This is a genomic window from Synechococcus sp. RC10A2, from assembly GCF_047502605.1.
The window spans coordinates 12,920-30,367 of the sequence record NZ_JANSHP010000053.1; the positions used below are offsets into that span (position 1 = coordinate 12,920).

Consider the following 17,448-nt stretch of genomic DNA (forward strand, 5'->3'; position numbering starts at 1 on the left):
CTTTGGCCAGACCGCCCCCGATCAACCCCCGCCGCCGGTGCCCTCCCTTCTGCAGGCTACCCAAGCTGCCTCTAGCCTGATCCCGCCAGTGGATCGAGAGCAGGAAACCCAGCGGGCCTTGAGTGGGGCGGGACGGGCGGATCCCTTTGTGCCCCAAAACGTGCGTGCCCCTGAGCCAACCCTTAACCTGCCACCTCTACCTCCGCCGCCGGAGCTGCCGCCGCCCGGCAATGGTGGCGAAGTGCCCGTAGCAGTGACCACGCCGCTCCCGACCCCCACTCGTGACCCGGCGGCCTTTGCCCGCAGCGTGCAGGTTTCTGGGATGATCCAGATTGGTGGCGAATCCTTTGCTTTGGTTTCCGGCCCAGGCGTCATTCCTTCTGTGGTGCAGGCCGGGCAAAACTACCAAACTGCCAGGGTGGCCGGAGTGTCGGTGCCGGAGCGACGGGTTGTGCTCTCGGAAGGAGGCGAGACCGTCGTGAAGACAATGCAAGACACCACTGTGATCGTGGGTGCGCCCTAGCCGTGGCTATTCCAGAACACAACGAGACACCAGAGAGACTGGCGGTTTGATGCAGTCTCCTGTCTTTGGGCAAGGGATTTTTCCAAGGTCAAGTCTAACTCCCCTCTCCCTCTGGGAGAGGGGCTGGGGGTGAGGGGGGACTCCCTCTGGGAGAGGGGCCGGGAGCGAGGGAGTCTGGAAAAGTCAAAAACGGGGCTCGCTGTTGAGGCGGGACGGCTGCTGTTTTAAATAGCGCAAGAACTCCCGCAGTTCGGCCTCATTTAGTTGGTGGCGCGACTTTTTTTGGAAGCGACGCTCCAAGAACTCTTGTCCTTCCTTGCGGCCCCAGCCAATACGCTGCATCTCGACATCTGTTTGAGCAATGATGTCGGATAAATCATCTCCATAGGCCCCTGGCTCGCTCAGATTGGGCAACTCTGGGGAAGTCGGCTTCGCCGGGATCCCTATCGACTCAGGAGCTTGAGGGGCAGCAGAAGAGTGGGTGCGCCCATTGGCCAAGTCAGGAGTGGGCAGGTAGGGCATCCTGGCGGCAGCAGAATCCACCCCCAAGCTCAGGGAAGTTGTGGAATGACCGAATCCTGCGTGGTTTAAAGCGCGCTTCAGCGCAGCATCTTCTGCTTCTTCTACTGTGTTGGAGCCGGCAATACCACTGCCCAGAACCGTGTTGTTGACCACCACCTGGGCTTTGACGATGTAGATCCCTTCTTCTACGCGCAACAGATCGGTAAGCAAACTGCCCATGGGGTACCGATCTCGAAACTGTTGAATCATGTTTGCGCCGAAACCTGTCGCTGCTCGGGGCTTGACTACAAGCTAGCTTGAAAGTATGCCTCACATCCAGATCTCAATGCCTCAATCTCAAATCAACATCAGCTAAAGATGTCTAGCGAGCAGATCCCAAAGAAGAGAAGTCTTTCTTGGCAGTCAGCGTTCGGCTCGACAAAGGTATGCTATGGCCAAGGGATCCAGTCGCAAAGGTTGCCCCAGGTGGCTGGCTAGGGAGAACTGATCTATCATTGGCGCACAGCGAGGCATGACGGAAACCTATGGCTAGCGATACGACCGGGGCCAGCTCAGCCAGTTTGGGGCAGGCAGCCATTCGAGAGCGCAATTATGGCACTGCTTTGCAGTTGCTGCGGCGGGCTTACCGTGCAGATCCCAGCCCAGAGAATGCTCGTTGGCTGGCCACCGCCTACGAAGAAGCGGGGTATGCCCAATTGGCCGCCCTCTATCGAGAATTGGCCCAAGAGCACAGGAAGGCTCCCAAGGCAATTCAATTTCAAGCCCCCAAACCTCCCGGCACCCCTGAAGAACTGAAGCAGCCACCTCCTGAACCACCGGATCGCAAGACCATTCCCTTGCCCCAGCCGATCCCACACCCAACCCCACCGGCATCCTCTTCGGATCAGCCGGTTTGGGTTTACAAGCCCACCCCCATTGACCCCAAAAGCATCAGCCGGCAAACGCCCCTTCGACCTCAGGCCGCGGAGCCTGCCCCTTCCCCTCAACAATCGGCGGAGAGGAGTAACTATTTGCCGGTTCAACACGCGCCGGATTTGAAAAACCCGCAGCAGGGATCCCCCTTCCTGCGGCGGCTGAACCAACTGCATCGCCAGTTTAAGGATCGGCCCACGGCGGAGCTGGCTTTGCAACTGGCGGAAGCCTACGACGAGCAAAAGAACTTCAAAGAGGCCCAGCGCTACTACCGAGAAGTGTTGGATCTGGACGATTCCTGGCTGTTGCGACCGATGGTGCAAGAGCGCCTGGAAGAGCTGCGGCAACTGCAGGAGCAGGGCTCTTTGGCGGATCCCTCGGCCCAAAGTTGGCTCAAGCTGGCCGAGAAGTTGGAGCAGGAGGGGGAAATCGCCCGGGCCGAGCAAGTCTACCGCCAGATCCTGAAGATGGATACCACCCTGGACGTCCATGCCAAGGCTCGCAAGGGGCTCAACCGGCTCTATCCCGACGGGAAACGGTGAACGGCAGGCCGCCCCATTGCCTCTACAGCCGGCAAACCAGGAAGCAACTTCTCCTCAGCGAGGATCAGGATCCCGCGGGTCGAGGGCATCTCGCAGGCCATCTCCCAGCAAGTTAAAAGACAGGGAGGTGAGCACCACCATCAGGGTGGGGGCCAGCACCAGCCAGGGCTGCAGAATGATTACCGAAGCGTTGGTGGCCAGCGACAGCATGTTCCCCCACGAGGCATCCGGCTGTTGGATCCCCAGGCCGATCAAGCTCAGCACCGACTCTGCCACGATATAGCCGGGCACCGCCAAGGTTGCCGAGATCACCACGTAGGTGGTGGTCTGGGGCAGGATATGGCGCACCAGCAGATACAGGGATCCGGCCCCGGCCACCCGCGCCGCCTGCACAAAGTCTCGCTCCCGCAAGGACAGCACCTGCCCCCGAATCACCCTGGCCAAGCCCGCCCAACCCACCAAAGAGAGGATGGCCACAATCACCAAAAAGCGCTCGGCATTGCTGAAGGGCACACCGGTCAGCGGGTTCACCTGCAACACCGCCGCCAACGACACCAGCAAATACAGCGTCGGGATCGACATCAACACCTCAGTCAGCCGCATCAGCAGCGTATCCACCCAGCCGCCGAAGTAGCCGGATATGGCCCCCACCAGCAGACCGATGGGAAAAGAGATGCCGATGCCCACCAGGCCAACGAACAGGCTGACGCGCCCACCGTAGACCAGACGGCTGAAGTAGTCGCGACCTTGATCGTCCGTGCCCAGCAGGTGTAGCCGCGCTACGGGCAGCCCTTCCTCCGTCCGCAGAGGGACAGTGCCGAATAGGTGTCGATCCCAGGGGATCAAACCCAACCAACGGTAAGGGGTGCCGGCCACAAACAGGCGGATCCCGGCGGGACGGCTGGTATCCACCAAAAGCGGACGTTCGCCCGTTTCCAGATCCACCGGCCCCTGGCGAGTTGGATAAACGTGGGGTCCCAGCCAAGCCCCCGACTCGTCCCAAAAGTGAATGGCGGTGGGGGGCAGAAGGGATCCCCCCGGCTGCGATTCCAGCGGGCTGTAGGGGGCGACAAACTCGGCAAAAATGGCGCAAGTATAGAAAACGAGGAGGATGTAGGCTCCTGCTTGAGCCCAGCGATTTTGGCGAAGCCGTTTCCACCACTGCATGAGGCCAGGATCCCGGTTGGGCGAGCTTTCAGGGTAGCGATACCGCGCTTATTTTCCAATCAAATCCAGAGAGCCAGAAGGCCTGATTTCTGTAGTCTAGGTCTCTTACTCCGATCCCGAACAGCCCCAACTCAGGCTCCCCTCTCCCTTCTTCCCCAAGACGGCTCAGCCGGCCAGGGAATAGCTGGGGCTGTAGAGGGGCATCATTTCCATCCGAGCTGCGGCGATTGTCTGCGGCAGCACCCCGACCAGCCGCGCCAAAATGTCATCCGGCAACTGGCTGACCAAATCGGCAGAGAAAAATTCCTCCAAACTAAAAAGCAGCACCCGCGCCCGCTGGGCCGGCAGAGGATTATCGGTGATCTGCTGCAGCCAGCGCATCCAGTGCAGCCGCTTGGCATAGGCATTTTGCCGCTCTTGATAGCCCTGGGGATGCAACAGAGCCACATCCCCAATGGGGAGCACGCCGCTCGAATCCACATCCAAGGGCCCCCCGACCGCAGCCCCCGGCCCGGCAAACTCGGCATGAAACGTCTTGCAGATGATCAGGGCGTTGGGCCGCTGTGGATCCACCATCAGCAATTGGCCACTGCTGAGGCTGCGAATCAGTTGACCTGGCTCAACCCACTGAACCAGGCTATGGCTGTTGGGAGAGGGCTCGTTCATACCCCTTTAAGATATCTCAGCTCCCCTTACCCTTACATGAGATCTTCAACTTTCGCAGCTCTGCTTGACCGAATCTTCATATTGGCAGGAGAGGGCCGAATATAGGCTTCACTCAAGCTACCGGCATCTCGCCGACAACCCGGATGGCGATCCCTTCGCCGGCCTGGCAGCGGCCAATGCGACGGGCGTAAGAGTAGCCGGCGCTGTGGAGCTCTTGCAAAAGCTCTGCGGTGTAGGCGGGATCCACCGCCACCAGCAAGCCGCCGCTGGTTTGCGGATCCGACAAGAGCAACTGCTGCCACTCCGGCAGAGAGTTGGCCTCTACTCCCTCATAGCCCTGCCAGTTGCGCCGGGCTGCGCCGGGGAAGATCCCAGCTTCAGCTAAGGAGAGCGCTTCGGTCAAAAACGGAATGGCAGCCAAATCCAGCTCGGCGCTCACCCCCGAGCCCCGGCAGACTTCCAGCAGATGTCCCAAAAGGCCAAACCCCGTTACATCGGTTAGGGCGCGAACCTGGGCTCGCTGCGCCAGTTGCGGGCCGATGCGGTTGAGCTGAGTCATCACCTGCAAAACTTCCGCGTAGCCTGCCGCGCTGAGCTGGCCCTTTTTCAGGGCGGTGGTCATCACCCCGATCCCCAGCGGCTTGGTGAGGATGAGATCGTCGCCGGGCCGGGCGGTGGCGTTGCGGCGGATGTGCTGCGGGTGGGCCAGCCCTGCCGCCACCAGGCCGAAGATGGGCTCGGGCGAATCGATGGAGTGCCCCCCGGCCAAAGGGATCCCGGCTTCCTGACAGACCTTGATTCCCCCGGCCATGATCTCCCGAATGGCCGACAGGGGCAACCTGTCGACCGGCATGCCCAAAATGGCCAGGGCGAGAATGGGCGTGCCCCCCATCGCGTAAACATCGGAAAGGGCGTTGGCGGCGGCGATGCGGCCAAAATCCACCGGATCGTCCACAATGGGCATGAAAAAGTCGGTGGTCAGGATCAGGGCCTGCTCGTCGTTGAGTTGGTAGACGGCGGCATCGTCGCTGGTCTCGGATCCCACCAGCAGCGCCGGATCCGACCAGAAAAGGGGCAGCTCTTTGAGAATCTGCTGCAGCAGCGCCGGGGCGATTTTACAGCCGCAGCCGCCGCCGTGGGAGTACTGGGTGAGGCGAAGGGGAGTGTCCATTTAGGCAAAAGGAGAAAACACAAGCTTGATTGATCTCACTGTAGCCACACCTGCAGGCAGCCGGGAAATGGGCACACCGAGTTAAGGTAAGAAAGATCCTTCTATCTGTAGCCTTGCCATGGCCTTTGTTCCCTTGCACTTGCACAGCGAGTACAGCCTCTTGGATGGCGCCAGCCAATTGCCGCTTCTGATTGAGCAGGTGGTGGCGATGGGTTTGCCGGGGCTGGCCCTGACGGATCACGGCGTTATGTACGGGGCCATCGAGCTGGTGAAACTGTGTAAAAGCAAAGGGATCAAGCCGATCATCGGCAATGAGATGTATGTTATCAACGGCGATATTCGAGACAAAAGCCGCAAGTACCCCAAGTATCACCAAGTGGTTTTGGCCAAAAATACCCAGGGCTACAAAAACTTGGTCAAGCTGACCACCATTTCCCATCTCCAAGGCGTTCAAGGCAAGGGGATCTTCGCTCGGCCCTGTATCAACAAAGAGTATTTGGCGCAATACAAAGAGGGGTTGATCGTTACCAGCGGCTGCCTGGCCGGGGAGGTGCCCCAGGCCATTTTGCAGGGGCGGCCAGAAATTGCCCGCCAAGTTGCCGCCTGGTATCAGGAACAGTTTGGAGATGATTACTACATCGAGATTCAGGATCACGGCTATCGAGAAGACCGCTTTGTCAATGTGCAATTGGTGCGCATTGCTCGCGAATTAGGGATCCCGATCATCCTCACCAACGATAGCCACTTCATCTCCTGTTGGGATGTGGAGGCTCATGATGCTTTGCTCTGCATCCAAACAGGCAAATCCCTCACCGAAAAAAACCGCCTTCGCTACAGCGGCACAGAGTACTTGAAAAGCCCGGAGGAGATGCGCCGCCTCTGCCGCGATCACCTGGAGCAGGAGGTGATCGACGAAGCCATTGCCAACACTCTCAAGGTGCTGGAAAAGATCGAGGGCTATGACCTATTTGGGGAAACGCGCATGCCCGACTATCCGGTTCCGCCGGGCCATTCTGCCGATAGCTATCTCACCGAATTGGCCTGGCAGGGCCTGGCGAAACGCTGCGGCGTCGCCTATCCAGATCAGATTCCGGAAAACTATCAGGAGCGCCTGCGCTTTGAGCTGAATATCATCCAACAAAAGGGCTTCTCCAGCTATTTCCTGGTGGTCTGGGACTACGTTCGCTATGCTCGCGAACATGGGATCCCGGTGGGCCCGGGCCGCGGTTCGGCAGCCGGATCCCTGGTGGCCTATGCTTTGCAGATTACCAACATCGATCCCGTCAAATATGGGTTGCTCTTCGAGCGCTTTCTCAACCCAGAACGGCAATCGATGCCGGATATCGATACCGATTTCTGTATCGAGCGGCGGGGAGAGCTGATCGACTATGTAACCCGCAAATACGGCCAGGAGCGAGTGGCCCAGATCATCACCTTCAACCGCATGACTTCTAAGGCCATTCTCAAAGATGTCGGTCGGGTGCTGGATATTCCCTATGCCGAAGCCGACAAAATGGCAAAGCTGATCCCGATCTCGCGGGGCAAACCGGCAAAATTGGAGGAGATGATCGGCGAGAACACGCCGGCTCCAGAGTTCAAAGAAAAATACGAGAAAGACCCAACCACTCACCGCTGGATCGAGCTGGCCCGCCTGTTGGAAGGCACCAACAAAACCTTTGGGGTTCACGCTGCCGGCGTGGTCATCTCCAAAGATCCTCTAGATGAGATCGTGCCCTTGCAATACAACAACGAAGGCCAAATTATTACTCAGTACTCGATGGAAGATATCGAGTCTCTGGGCCTGTTGAAGATGGACTTTTTGGGGCTGCGCAACCTGACGATGATCCAGCGGGCCGTGGAGCTGATTCGAGAGCACAGAGGGGTCACTATCGACCTGGATAACCTGCCATTGGACGACGAGAAAACTTACCAACTTTTGGAAAAAGGAGAGCTGGAAGGGATCTTCCAACTGGAGTCTTCCGGCATGAAGCAGGTGGTGCGAGAGCTCAAGCCTTCCAACTTGGAAGATATTTCCTCGGTCTTAGCTCTTTACCGGCCAGGGCCATTGGATACGGGCATGATCCCGGACTTTATCGATCGCAAGCATGGCCGCAAGCCGGTAACCTACGCCCACGATCTCCTCAAGCCAATCCTTCAAGATACCTATGGCGCCATTCTCTACCAAGAACAGATCATGCGCATTGCCCAGGACATGGCCGGCTATACCCTGGGCCAGGCTGATCTATTGCGGCGGGCGATGGGAAAAAAGAAAGTTTCCGAGATGGAGAAACACCGGGAGCAATTCGTCCGAGGGGCAGTAGAGCGAGGTGTGGCCAAGGAAGTGGCTACGGAGCTATTTGACCAAATGGTTGCTTTTGCCGAGTATTGCTTCAACAAATCCCACTCTACGGCCTATGGACTGATTACTTTCCAGACAGCCTATCTCAAGGCCAATTATCCAACAGAATACATGGCGGCGCTGCTTTCTTCTGTGGGAGGGGATCAAGACAAGGTCCAGCGCTACATCACCTATTGCCTGTCGATCGGGATCCAAATTGAGCCGCCGGATATCAACCGTTCTGGCCTGGACTTTACCCCTCAGGGATCCAGCATTTTGTTTGGTCTAGGAGCAGTGAAGAATGTGGGCGAGGGGGCGATTCAAAACATTCTGGCTGCCCGCCAGGCCGGAGGCCCCTTCACCTCTTTGGCCGATTTTTGCCAGCGGGTGGATCTGCGCGTGGTCAACCGCCGCGCCATCGAGTCGTTGATCTGTGCGGGCGCTTTTGATGGTATTTCCGGCAACCGCAAACAGCTAATGGCGGATCTGGATCCCATCCTCAATTGGGCAGCGGAGCAGGCTAAGTCCAAAGCCATTGGCCAAGCCAGCCTGTTTGATTTGTTGGGCAACGACCAGGGATTTATTGAAGCTCCGCGGGGGCCTGCAACTGAAGATTTTCCACCGCAAGAAAAGTTAAGGCTAGAACGGGAGCTGTTGGGCTTTTATGTTTCGGATCACCCGCTGCGGCGGATTCAAGAGCAGGCGCGGCTGTTGGCTCCTGTTAACCTCTCCGATTTGAGCGGCTACGCAGCCGATACTTCTGTAGGCATTCTGGCCCTGCTGACCGCCATTAAAACGGTAACCACCAAGAGAGGGGATCGCATGGCCATTTTGCAACTGGAAGATCTCACCGGCAGTTGCGAAGCGGTGATCTTCCCCAAAACTTACGAACGTTTGCGCCATCGTCTGGAGGTGGATCAACGGCTTTTTATCTGGGCCAAGGTGGATCAGCGGGATGAACAGGTGCAATTGATTGTCGAGGACTTACAGCCGATTGAATCGGTGAGTTGGGTTACGGTGGAACTCCCTCTGGACTCGGCTGGGACATTGGAGGATCGATACCGTTTGCAAACATTGCTTGCCCGCCAACGTTCGGAAGCCAAGGAAGAAAATCGCATCCCTGTTGTGGCGGCCATCGTCGCCCCTCCCCACACGCTCTGGGTGAGGCTGGGATCCCAATTTTGGGTTAAAGATGCCGAGGCCACCGTGGCAGCTTTGCGCCAAGCTGGCTATACCGCCCGCAGCGAAGCGCTAGCCTCCCGATAGGCAACCCAACTGTTGTCCCAGCCAGGCGCGCAACTGCGCCGCCGTCAGCCGCGGCGAGGGGCGAGGCAAAAGCCGTTCGGGATCCCCGGCCACCTTCAGCACGGGAACCTCCAGGTGGTAGCGCTCCCACCAGGCGGGGTTGGCGGTGATGTCGCGGATTTCCAGCTCGCCGATTTCGGGGATCTGCCGCAATTTCTCCGCTAGGCCCTCGCAGAGGTGGCATCCGGGCTTGCTGTAGAGAATCAGCGGCGGCCAAGGCATAGGGGATCCCTAGGGAGTAACGGCACAGGCCAGCCGGCGGTGTTGCAGCGAGGGCATCTGCCGCCGGATAAGCTGTAGCCGCTCTGGGGCGATCTCGGCAATGGCCACTCCTGGTTTTTCGCCGCCGGCATCCGCCAGGATCGTCCCCCAGGGATCCACGATCATGGCGTGGCCATGACATTGTCGCCGCTCGTAGTGGGTGCCCACCTGGGCGGGGGCGATCACGTAGCAGGTGTTTTCAATGGCCCGACACTGCAGCAAAACCTGCCAGTGATCCCGACCCGTGTAGGCGGTAAAGGCGGCGGGGATCAACAACACTTCTGCCCCTCGATCCACCAAGGAGCGATATAGCTCAGGAAAGCGCACGTCGTAACAGACCGACAAACCAAGGGTGCCTAGCCGCTCCTCCTGGCAGACAACCACCTCGTTGCCGCTCACCACCGTGTTCGACTCGCGGTAGGTGTTGCCGTCGGGCAGGTTGACGTCGAAGAGGTGGATCTTGCGGTAGCGGGCCAGCTCCTTGCCCTCGGGGCTGTAGAGGGCCGCCGTGTTGTACACCTTGCCCTGTCCATCCGGCACCGGGTATCCCCCGCCCAGCACAAACACCTGGTAGCGCTGGGCCATCTTGGCCAAAAACTCTTCGGCCCGCTGCGCAATCTCCGGCGCAAGGCGGGCTTTTTCTTCCTCCGGCCCCATGAAGGCAAAGTTTTCCGGCAAGGTCACCAGCTCACAGCCCCGGCGCGCCGCAAAGTCAATCCACTCCTCTGCCTGTTGCAAGTTGCCGGCCAGATCGGGGGTGCTGGTCATCTGCAGGGCGGCTGCCAAGTAGGATCGCATAGGAAAACTCCAAGGAGACTCAAGGGATCCAGCCGGCTAGCCCACCAGGTGCCACCAGCCCAGGGCAGGCCCCACAAATCGCACCACCACCCAGACAATGGCCAGGAGAATAATGCCGGCCCAAGCGCCTCGAGTTGTCCAATTGTAGATCGTGCGGGCTTGGGCTTTGGTGAGAGGAATGTCTTTGAGCTGGGGAAAGAGCAGCTCTTGGTCGGGAGTCGGTCTGTTTCGGGTTTTGCGGCGCTTGGCTTCGCCCATAGGGTGGCCTCCAAGTTGGCTTTTGCTGTGCCGGGGTAGTGACCATCATCTTAATGCTGTTACGCTTCCGGTGCGCCCACAACTTTTCCCAACGGCAGGGTGGCTCGGGATCCCTGTTTTGCCGATCCACATCGGCGAGAGTGCTCCGCCAGTCGCTTAAGCAGAGGGATCCTGGCTAGATCCATGCCTTGCCTCCGCCGACGAACCTATGTTGGTTGGCCACTGCTCCCGCTAGCCGGAAATCCACAGAGGGGATCCCTGGTGCTCTTGGGGCCGGCTGCCGTCTTCTTCGGTAATGGCCACTGCCCGCACCCATTCTGTGGATGCGAACACCGGTGGCAAGCGCAGCTCCTGTTCTTGGTTTCCCGCCGCATCCACCCGGAAAGCTGTGGTGAGGATCGCCCCCGCCCTATCTTTGGTGAAGGGCGCTTCCGGCTCCAGCACCACCCAGAGCGCATAGACGCGGCCTTCCGGCAGCGGCGGCAAACCGCGGGCTACCAGCCTCCCCTGCAAGCGCTGCGGATCCACCTCCACCGTAACCGAGCCAGTCACGTTTTCTGCCGTCGGTTGCAATTCATATGTCACCACCTCGACCGGGATCCCTTGCGTCTGGGCCAGTTGCAGCCTGCGCCACAGGTAGAGATTCCCCAGTCCCAAAGCCACGATTAACCCTGCTGCCAATGCCGCCAGGCCCCGCCAGCGAGGGGATCCCTGAATTGTCGTGGAGAGGGGTTTGGGCGCCGGCTCTGTGTAGGCTTGCAGCAGAGAAGCCCGCAGCGCGGGGGGAGGTTGCTTCTCTTCGACGCCGTAGGCCCTTTCCAGGGTCTGTTGCAGGGCTTGCAGCTCCTGCTGCAGCTCCGGGCGCAGCTTGAGCACCGCTTCCAGGCGGTCGGCCTCTTCCGGGGAGAGATCCCCCAGCACGTAGCCGGCCAGCCACAGTTGCAGTTCTTCGGGAGACACAGACTCGGCTTTCATGGGGCGCCTCCCAGCAACTCGCGCAGCCGCAGCAAGCCTCGGCGGGCTCTGGCTTTAACCGTTCCCAAAGGCAGATTCAATTGCTTGGCAATTTCTGTTTGGCTCATGCCTTCGTAATAGGCCATTTTGAGGATTTGGCGTTGATGTTCAGATAGCTGGGCCAAAGCCGTTTGCACCTCGACCGCCTGCTCTGCCCCGGCCAACTGCTCCAGGGCCGGATCCTCGGCGGCATCGCCCTGTAATTCCACTCTGCCCCGTTCCAGGGATCGCTGTCGATTGCGCCAAGAGCGCAGCCGATCCAAACAGCGGGAGCGGGCCAAAATGCCCAGGTAAGTGCGCAGGGATCCCCGCTTGGGATCGAAGGAAGAACGGGCCAAACTCAAAAAAATGTCCTGCGTCAGATCTTCGGCCTCGGCAGAGTTGCCCAGCATCTTGCAGGCGATTCCGTATACCAAACCGGCGTGGCGGTCGTAGAGGATAGCCAAAGCTTGCGACTGGCCTGCCTTGAGGGCTGAAAATACCTCTGCATCGCTTCTCTCCTGCAGAGATCCCTCGGCTTTGTCATCCTCGATCTTCATGGGGGGAAGGAGAAAACAAAACGGCGACGAGAAAGCACTTAGTAAGAAGCAGGCCTTGCCTAAGGCAAGCCAGAAAGGACAGCGGCTCCCATAATCTATCGCCTGCATAGATGGAGGTCAACCCTACTTGAAGAAGTACAGAAGGCCCAATCCCGAGCTGGAATCGGGCCGAAACAAAACAGCAACAATTGGCCAGAAAAATGACTGGAATTGTAACAACCTGGCCGATCTAGAAGGCAGCCAAGCCAAAGAACGGCCCACCCGGCAGCGTGCCCACAGAGGTGGCGCGACCTGTATTCAGGTCAATTCGATACAGGGTGGAGCCGCCGATGGCAAAGCCGGTATCCACCCCGCCGACCGTGCGGATGTCAAACCCGCCCACCGGGCCGAAGTTCACGCCCAGGGGGCCAATCGGCATTTGCACCCCCTCGTTGGGCGGATTCTGGAACAGCAGCAGGTTGCGCTCGCCGTCGATGTTCAACAGCCGTGTGGATTGGGTGCCGGCCACGTTGTTGGTGTAGGCGGCGGCGGTAACAGCCGGTCGGGATCCCTGCAGTTCCATTGGGCCAAAGGCCAAAGGTCTATCTTGGATCACTTCGCCCGTGTCCACATTGATGCGGAAGTTCTGGCCGTTGGCTCCCACCAGGCGCAGCCGATCCGGAACGGGGTTGAAATCCATGCCGGACAGCGTACCCGCCGTAAAGGGAACCGACAGGGTACTGGCCACCGTAGCGGCGCCGGTCTGCAAGTTAAGGGTGTAGAGGATGTTGGCGTCGGTGAGGCCGTAGAGCAGGCGATTGGCAGGACGCACATCAATACCGATCAAACTACCACTCACCCCCGTCACCGTCAGGGATCCCTGTACCGAGGCATCGGTGGAGCGGATGAAGGTGAGGCGGTTGCCGCTGCCCAGGGCCACCAAATCTGCTTGGGAGGGGATCATCGCCATCGGAGAAGCATTGCTGTTGCTGCAGCCCAGCAGAGCTAAGCTACCGGCTGCCACAGATACGGCCACACACTGCAGGTGCTTGCGCATGGAAAATGCTCCTTAAAAAATTGACAAATTGTCTCAGTCGGTGTCAGGATTGTTGACAACAAAACACCCCTCTGCGCCACAAGACAGGTGGCTGCAGATTGCTGCGGCAAGCAGCACTCTCTTTTGCCGCTAGAAAGGCAGGCTAGAGGGATCCCATCCCCCAGCCGAGAATCCGCTTTTGCCCTTTCATTGAGGGGGAAGGCCAATTGTTCTTCCCAAAGGGGATCGCGTGGGGCGCTTCTGTAGCAATTACTCCCATCCTCCCTGCTTGGATGCTCAGGATGGAGAGGTTTGGACGGAGATTTTAACTAGAGGCGCTGGTGTAAAAGCGCAGGGCAAAGCGCCAGAACAAATGGGATCCCCACAGCAGCCCCGCCGCCAGCAGGGCGGATCCCACAAGCCAGGGCCACTGGATCCGACCCAGCAAGGCTTCTGCCGGCACGGTGGTCAAGAAAGCCACCGGCACGACGAAGGTAAAAAACAACCGATAGGCCACCGGATAGGCCACCAGCGGGAATCGCCCCGCCTCCACCAAGCCCCGCAACACCTCGGTGACGTTGTAGATCTTGACAAACCAGATGCTGGTGGCCCCCAGCATAAACCAGAGGCTGTAGAGGATGACCAACCCCAGCAAAAGGGGCACTAGACCCAGAACATAGGCCCAGGCCGGCAGCCGCAACTGGATCCCGGCGTAGAGAATCAACAACAGGCCACAGCCAATATCCACCAGGCCCCAGGGAGAAAACACCCGAGTTGACAGCCAAAACTGACTGCTGATGGGCTTGAGCAACACAAAATCCAGGGTGCCTTCCTGAACTTGTTGCACGATGCGGTTTAAGTTGACGTTAAAAAGGCTGGCCGACACCCCCTGCAAAATGGTGAACACCCCCAAGACGATGAGCGCCTCCGGCCAGCTCCAGCCCCCCAGGCGGTGCCCCTGCTGGTAGAACAGCGACAGCCCAAACAAAGCTGACCCCAGGCCGCCCAAGCTGCTGAGGCTGGCAAAGACAAAATTGGCCCGGTACTCCATTTCTGCAGCTACAGAAGTGCTCCAAAACAACCACAACACCTGCAAATAGCGCAGCACTTGGGTTTTCTCCCATCTCAGCGTTCATTCCACTTGCGGTAGCAGCGGGCAGTAATCAAATAGGGGTGAAACACTTCTAAGAAATGGCTTTGTAACACCTGAAAGAACTCCTCGATCCGCTGTGAATCGTCGAGATGAAAGGGAAATTCGCCGTTAAACCCCTTGAAAAAATACCAGTTAATCAAGAGCTTACCTGCCGGCTGGAGCCAGTCGTCAAATTGCCGCAACTGCGCCGCCGGATCCGGCAAATGTTCCACCACATCGAAGCAGATGACGGTGTCAAAACGGATCCCTTCCGGGAAGGTGTCTGGACAGTGGATGCGTTCGCTTAGGCCCAGCTTTTCCGCCCGCAGTTGCACAAACTGCCGATGGATGGGGTTGATATCCCAGAAGATCACCTGCTCCACCGCCGGGCAGAGGGCCGCCCCAATGGCGTGGGTGCCGATGCCGCCGCCAAAATCCAACACCCGCCCACGGGCATGGTCGGCCACCAGGCGCAGGGTATCGCCGATGTAGTCGGTGCTGCTCAGGTGCCAAGCTGCCAAGTCCAGCAAATAGGCGGATCCCACCCGATCCCGGTAAAAGATCTCCGCCTGATCCCAGATGAAGTCGCGCCGGCCCAGCTCTGCCAACTGTTGCTGGCCAAGCCGCAGCTTCTCCCGCAGCTCGGCGGCCTTGAGGCCGAGAAAGGATCCCAAGTGAGCTTCCAGGTCGAAGCCATTTTGCCAGTAGCCGCTCAGGGCAGGGGGAGTGGGAGTCACGGGAACCCAAAACTCGGCAGGGGGTTGGATTGAAAACCATTCACGCCATCAAGCGGCGGTGAAGTCGTCGTTCTCTCTGGGCGTCTCTTTCAAGGTTTCTCTCTGGGATCCGGTTGGGGTTACATTGTCGCCGAGGGCCGGCGGCCTCAACAGGGCTGCCAGCGTCTCCGGGCTGAGGCGGTCGGTGCTCTCCACGATGGCGGTTACATTGGGCCCAAACCCTATCTTGTCCAAAAGCTGTAGCCGATGAGACAAAACCCGCTTGCCGTTGACGAACAAACCATTGGTGCTGCGGCGGGATGCGGAACTGCCGTCAAAGATCATATAGCCGTACCCAGCCCGGTTCTCTTCCGGGATGCGGATGATCAGGGCGTGTTCGCGGGAAACACAAGAGTCGTAGAGGCGGATGTGGTTGCTGGCTGCCCGGCCCACCGAGTAGTAAATCTTGTCTAAGACAACGCCGCGCCGACCCATCCGATTCGTGAAGATCAAGACCAAGTGAGGAGGGCTGGGTTGGGCAGCAGGAGCGCTCATGCTCATCTGTGGATACGCCCGGAGCTGAGGTGGTCAGAAAGGGCAGACTGGGAACAGTCAGGCAATCAAGCCGCAAAATGCGGATCCCCCTCTCTTCTCACCCGCTATAGGCTTGAATCATACACTATCCTAGGTCAACCCATACCGACAGCGCCTCCTACCCCCTCTTTTTCTCAAGGGCAAACAGGCTGAGAAAATGGGTTCGTTGCAAAAACAACAACTGACCCAGAACAACTCGGTCTGACTTCTAATCTGGTTGGGGAACTCTCAAGAAGCGAGAAAGAGCGGGACAATGCCCAGCGCCTGCCGGATGTCGTCATCCAAGCCCTTGGCAAGGGTCAGAATCAAGCGCAGGAGGGATCCGGTTGCAGGTTTGCCCCAGACAGGAGATCATAGAGTCCTATCAAAGCAAAAAGCTCCCATTGACAGCGTGACGGTGGAACCTAAGCAGACTCAGCTAGACCCTCGGCCCGCCGGCCTCACCACAGCTACCGGAACCATCAAAGCCCAGTTGGATTTGCTGTTGCTGGGGCTGGAGTCCCTGAGCGGAGAAATTTCCGAGGCGGTTCTGGCTGCAGCCAAAGCCCTGAACTTGGAAAAGCAGATCGGCGATCGGGTGGCTCTCTGGCGGCTGCGCAACGCCAACCCTCTGCGCCGCAGCAGCGGTGGGCGAAAAGAAGTCGATATCGAAGAGGCGCGCGCCCTGGTGCTGGTGATTGCTCATCTGGCTGCTCAGCAGCAGGCCCGTATCCGCAGCACCTTGGAGCAACTGGAAGCTGCTGTTGAACAGGAGCTCAGCCCTTTCCGTCAGCCACTGGTGGGCGACTATCTAGATGAGTTTATCTCCCACTACCGCAGCCGCATGGTGGATGGGGATGTGCGTGACGAGAACAGCCTCGCCGAGCTGGCTCTGCGCATCTTGATCGAGCTGATGTTTTACAGCAGCCCAAGAGGGGCCCAGCGTCTATGGAAAGCCCTGCTCAACCGCCCTGAGATGGATCTGCCCGCCGGCAGCGACGAAGAAGGGGAGGTAGCCCATAGCTCCGGATCGGATGCTTTGCCCTCTTCCTGAAATAGGCTCCTTGCTTGTGTTGTTTGCCCGCCAGTTGCCATGCCCAGTCTCACCCTTATCAGTCATACCTATCAACAGCCCACCTCGACCCTCACGGTGCGGGGAGAGGCACCTGGCCTGCCCGAAGCTGCCGAGGGTTCCTCAACGCCGCCCCTGCGAGCCATCCAGCAGAACTTCGAGTGTCAGTTGGAAATTCGCCAGGGGGAGACCACCAAAACTCTGCAGGGGGACAGTGTTTGGCTCAGCGATTTGATCGCGGTGATCGACCGCTACGTCGGATCCCAGCTCAGCGGCGCGCCCAAGGGAACCTTCAGCGGTACTGTGGCCATCCGTCCGCTGGATTTTATTTTTCATCGCCTCACGGTGCGCCAAGGGGAGAATCAGATTGCCCAAGTGGATCTGTCGATGACCCAGTTGTACGACCTGTTGGAGAACCTCTCTCAGGTGGCCGATGACATTCCCCAACTGGCCAGCCTGGGAACGCCGGTAACGCGGGCTTGGTATCGACAGCCTGCCGGGATCGCTGCCCTGCTGGTGGGAGGGATCGCCCTGGTGGCCGGGGTCGGGATCTGGGCCAGCCGCACCCCGGAGAAGAGGGCTCCCACTGCTTTCAACTCGGCCCAGGAGCAGCTCACCGCGCCGGAAGCCTCTGGAGATCCTCTGCTGCGGCTGCAAAACACCCTGGCCCAGCAATGGCAGTCTCCTCCCGATTTGCAGGAGAGCTTGATCTATCGAGTAACGGTGGATGCGGCGGGATCCCTGCTGGCTGCCGAGCCGGAGAATGAGCTGGCCCGGGAACGCCGCGCCGAAACTCCTCTTGCCGACCTGCCGGAGTTGCCGCCGGATCCCTTGCCGACGGGTGCCAAACAGTTCCGCATCAGCCTAGGGCCAGAGAGCCGGGTAGAAGTGACCCAGATAGAGCCCCTCTGAAATCCGGGCTGA

At 59.1% G+C, this 17,448-nt stretch carries 17 protein-coding genes and 1 pseudogene; 5 read left to right on the forward strand and 13 right to left on the reverse strand.

Annotation, left to right across the window (positions count from 1 at the left end; genetic code table 11):
* Nucleotides 1-523: pseudogene (locus NW848_RS06735) on the forward strand (hypothetical protein); the annotation flags it as partial.
* 183 nt (nt 524-706) lie between these two features.
* On the opposite strand, the gene NW848_RS06740 reads toward NW848_RS06735, so the two are convergent.
* Nucleotides 707-1,294, reverse strand: a complete 588-nt coding sequence (locus NW848_RS06740) for a hypothetical protein (protein WP_099887291.1) — start codon at nt 1,292-1,294, stop codon at nt 707-709.
* A 275-nt stretch (nt 1,295-1,569) separates the two neighbouring features.
* Between NW848_RS06740 and NW848_RS06745 the strand changes: the two genes are divergently transcribed.
* On the forward strand, nt 1,570-2,499 hold the full coding sequence (locus tag NW848_RS06745; protein ID WP_414402507.1) for a hypothetical protein: 930 nt from the start codon (nt 1,570-1,572) through the stop codon (nt 2,497-2,499).
* 54 nt (nt 2,500-2,553) lie between these two features.
* Here the strand turns inward: NW848_RS06745 and NW848_RS06750 are convergent, their stop codons facing one another.
* From NW848_RS06750 to selD, 3 genes are all read right to left on the reverse strand, one after another.
* Complete coding sequence (locus NW848_RS06750) at nt 2,554-3,666, reverse strand: ABC transporter permease (RefSeq protein WP_011428975.1); 1,113 nt, start codon at nt 3,664-3,666, stop codon at nt 2,554-2,556.
* Nucleotides 3,667-3,831: 165 nt separating this feature from the next.
* On the reverse strand, nt 3,832-4,332 hold the full coding sequence (locus tag NW848_RS06755; RefSeq protein ID WP_011428977.1) for a hypothetical protein: 501 nt from the start codon (nt 4,330-4,332) through the stop codon (nt 3,832-3,834).
* Nucleotides 4,333-4,444: 112 nt separating this feature from the next.
* Nucleotides 4,445-5,503 (reverse strand): selenide, water dikinase SelD, encoded by a 1,059-nt coding sequence (gene selD, locus NW848_RS06760; protein ID WP_099812628.1) that lies wholly within the window; start codon nt 5,501-5,503, stop codon nt 4,445-4,447.
* A 118-nt stretch (nt 5,504-5,621) separates the two neighbouring features.
* Here selD and NW848_RS06765 point away from each other — a divergent pair, with 118 nt between their 5' ends.
* Nucleotides 5,622-9,107, forward strand: a complete 3,486-nt coding sequence (locus NW848_RS06765; protein WP_414402506.1) for a DNA polymerase III subunit alpha — start codon at nt 5,622-5,624, stop codon at nt 9,105-9,107.
* Here the strand turns inward: NW848_RS06765 and NW848_RS06770 are convergent.
* The 9 genes from NW848_RS06770 to NW848_RS06810 form a co-directional block, all read right to left on the reverse strand.
* Nucleotides 9,093-9,368 carry a glutaredoxin family protein gene (locus NW848_RS06770; RefSeq protein ID WP_011428981.1) on the reverse strand — a complete coding sequence of 92 codons (276 nt, stop codon included), beginning with the start codon at nt 9,366-9,368 and terminating at the stop codon, nt 9,093-9,095. The genes NW848_RS06765 and NW848_RS06770 overlap by 15 nt on opposite strands.
* A 9-nt stretch (nt 9,369-9,377) precedes the next feature.
* Nucleotides 9,378-10,205 carry a carbon-nitrogen hydrolase family protein gene (locus tag NW848_RS06775; protein WP_011428982.1) on the reverse strand — a complete coding sequence of 276 codons (828 nt, stop codon included), beginning with the start codon at nt 10,203-10,205 and terminating at the stop codon, nt 9,378-9,380.
* A gap of 36 nt (nt 10,206-10,241) precedes the next feature.
* Entirely contained in the window at nt 10,242-10,463 is a 222-nt protein-coding gene (locus tag NW848_RS06780) for a DUF2839 domain-containing protein (RefSeq protein ID WP_011428983.1), read from the reverse strand.
* Nucleotides 10,464-10,694: 231 nt separating this feature from the next.
* On the reverse strand, nt 10,695-11,438 hold the full coding sequence (locus tag NW848_RS06785) for an anti-sigma factor (protein WP_011428984.1): 744 nt from the start codon (nt 11,436-11,438) through the stop codon (nt 10,695-10,697).
* Nucleotides 11,435-12,016: a sigma-70 family RNA polymerase sigma factor gene (locus NW848_RS06790; protein ID WP_011428985.1), complete on the reverse strand. Its 582-nt coding sequence runs from the start codon at nt 12,014-12,016 to the stop codon at nt 11,435-11,437. The genes NW848_RS06785 and NW848_RS06790 overlap by 4 nt, the downstream gene beginning before the upstream one ends.
* A gap of 229 nt (nt 12,017-12,245) precedes the next feature.
* On the reverse strand, nt 12,246-13,052 hold the full coding sequence (locus tag NW848_RS06795; protein WP_414402505.1) for a DUF4394 domain-containing protein: 807 nt from the start codon (nt 13,050-13,052) through the stop codon (nt 12,246-12,248).
* Between the two features lie 304 nt (nt 13,053-13,356).
* Nucleotides 13,357-14,139: an ABC transporter permease gene (locus NW848_RS06800; RefSeq protein WP_011428988.1), complete on the reverse strand. Its 783-nt coding sequence runs from the start codon at nt 14,137-14,139 to the stop codon at nt 13,357-13,359.
* Between the two features lie 17 nt (nt 14,140-14,156).
* Nucleotides 14,157-14,900, reverse strand: a complete 744-nt coding sequence (locus tag NW848_RS06805) for a class I SAM-dependent methyltransferase (RefSeq protein ID WP_099812623.1) — start codon at nt 14,898-14,900, stop codon at nt 14,157-14,159.
* A 48-nt stretch (nt 14,901-14,948) separates the two neighbouring features.
* Nucleotides 14,949-15,440 (reverse strand): FHA domain-containing protein, encoded by a 492-nt coding sequence (locus tag NW848_RS06810; protein ID WP_414402504.1) that lies wholly within the window; start codon nt 15,438-15,440, stop codon nt 14,949-14,951.
* A 424-nt stretch (nt 15,441-15,864) separates the two neighbouring features.
* On the opposite strand from NW848_RS06810, the gene NW848_RS06815 reads away from it, so the two are divergent.
* Both NW848_RS06815 and NW848_RS06820 read left to right on the forward strand, forming a co-directional pair.
* On the forward strand, nt 15,865-16,506 hold the full coding sequence (locus tag NW848_RS06815) for a DUF3038 domain-containing protein (RefSeq protein ID WP_011428992.1): 642 nt from the start codon (nt 15,865-15,867) through the stop codon (nt 16,504-16,506).
* Between the two features lie 39 nt (nt 16,507-16,545).
* On the forward strand, nt 16,546-17,436 hold the full coding sequence (locus NW848_RS06820) for a DUF4335 domain-containing protein (RefSeq protein ID WP_011428993.1): 891 nt from the start codon (nt 16,546-16,548) through the stop codon (nt 17,434-17,436).
* The last annotated feature ends 12 nt before the right edge of the window (nt 17,437-17,448 follow it).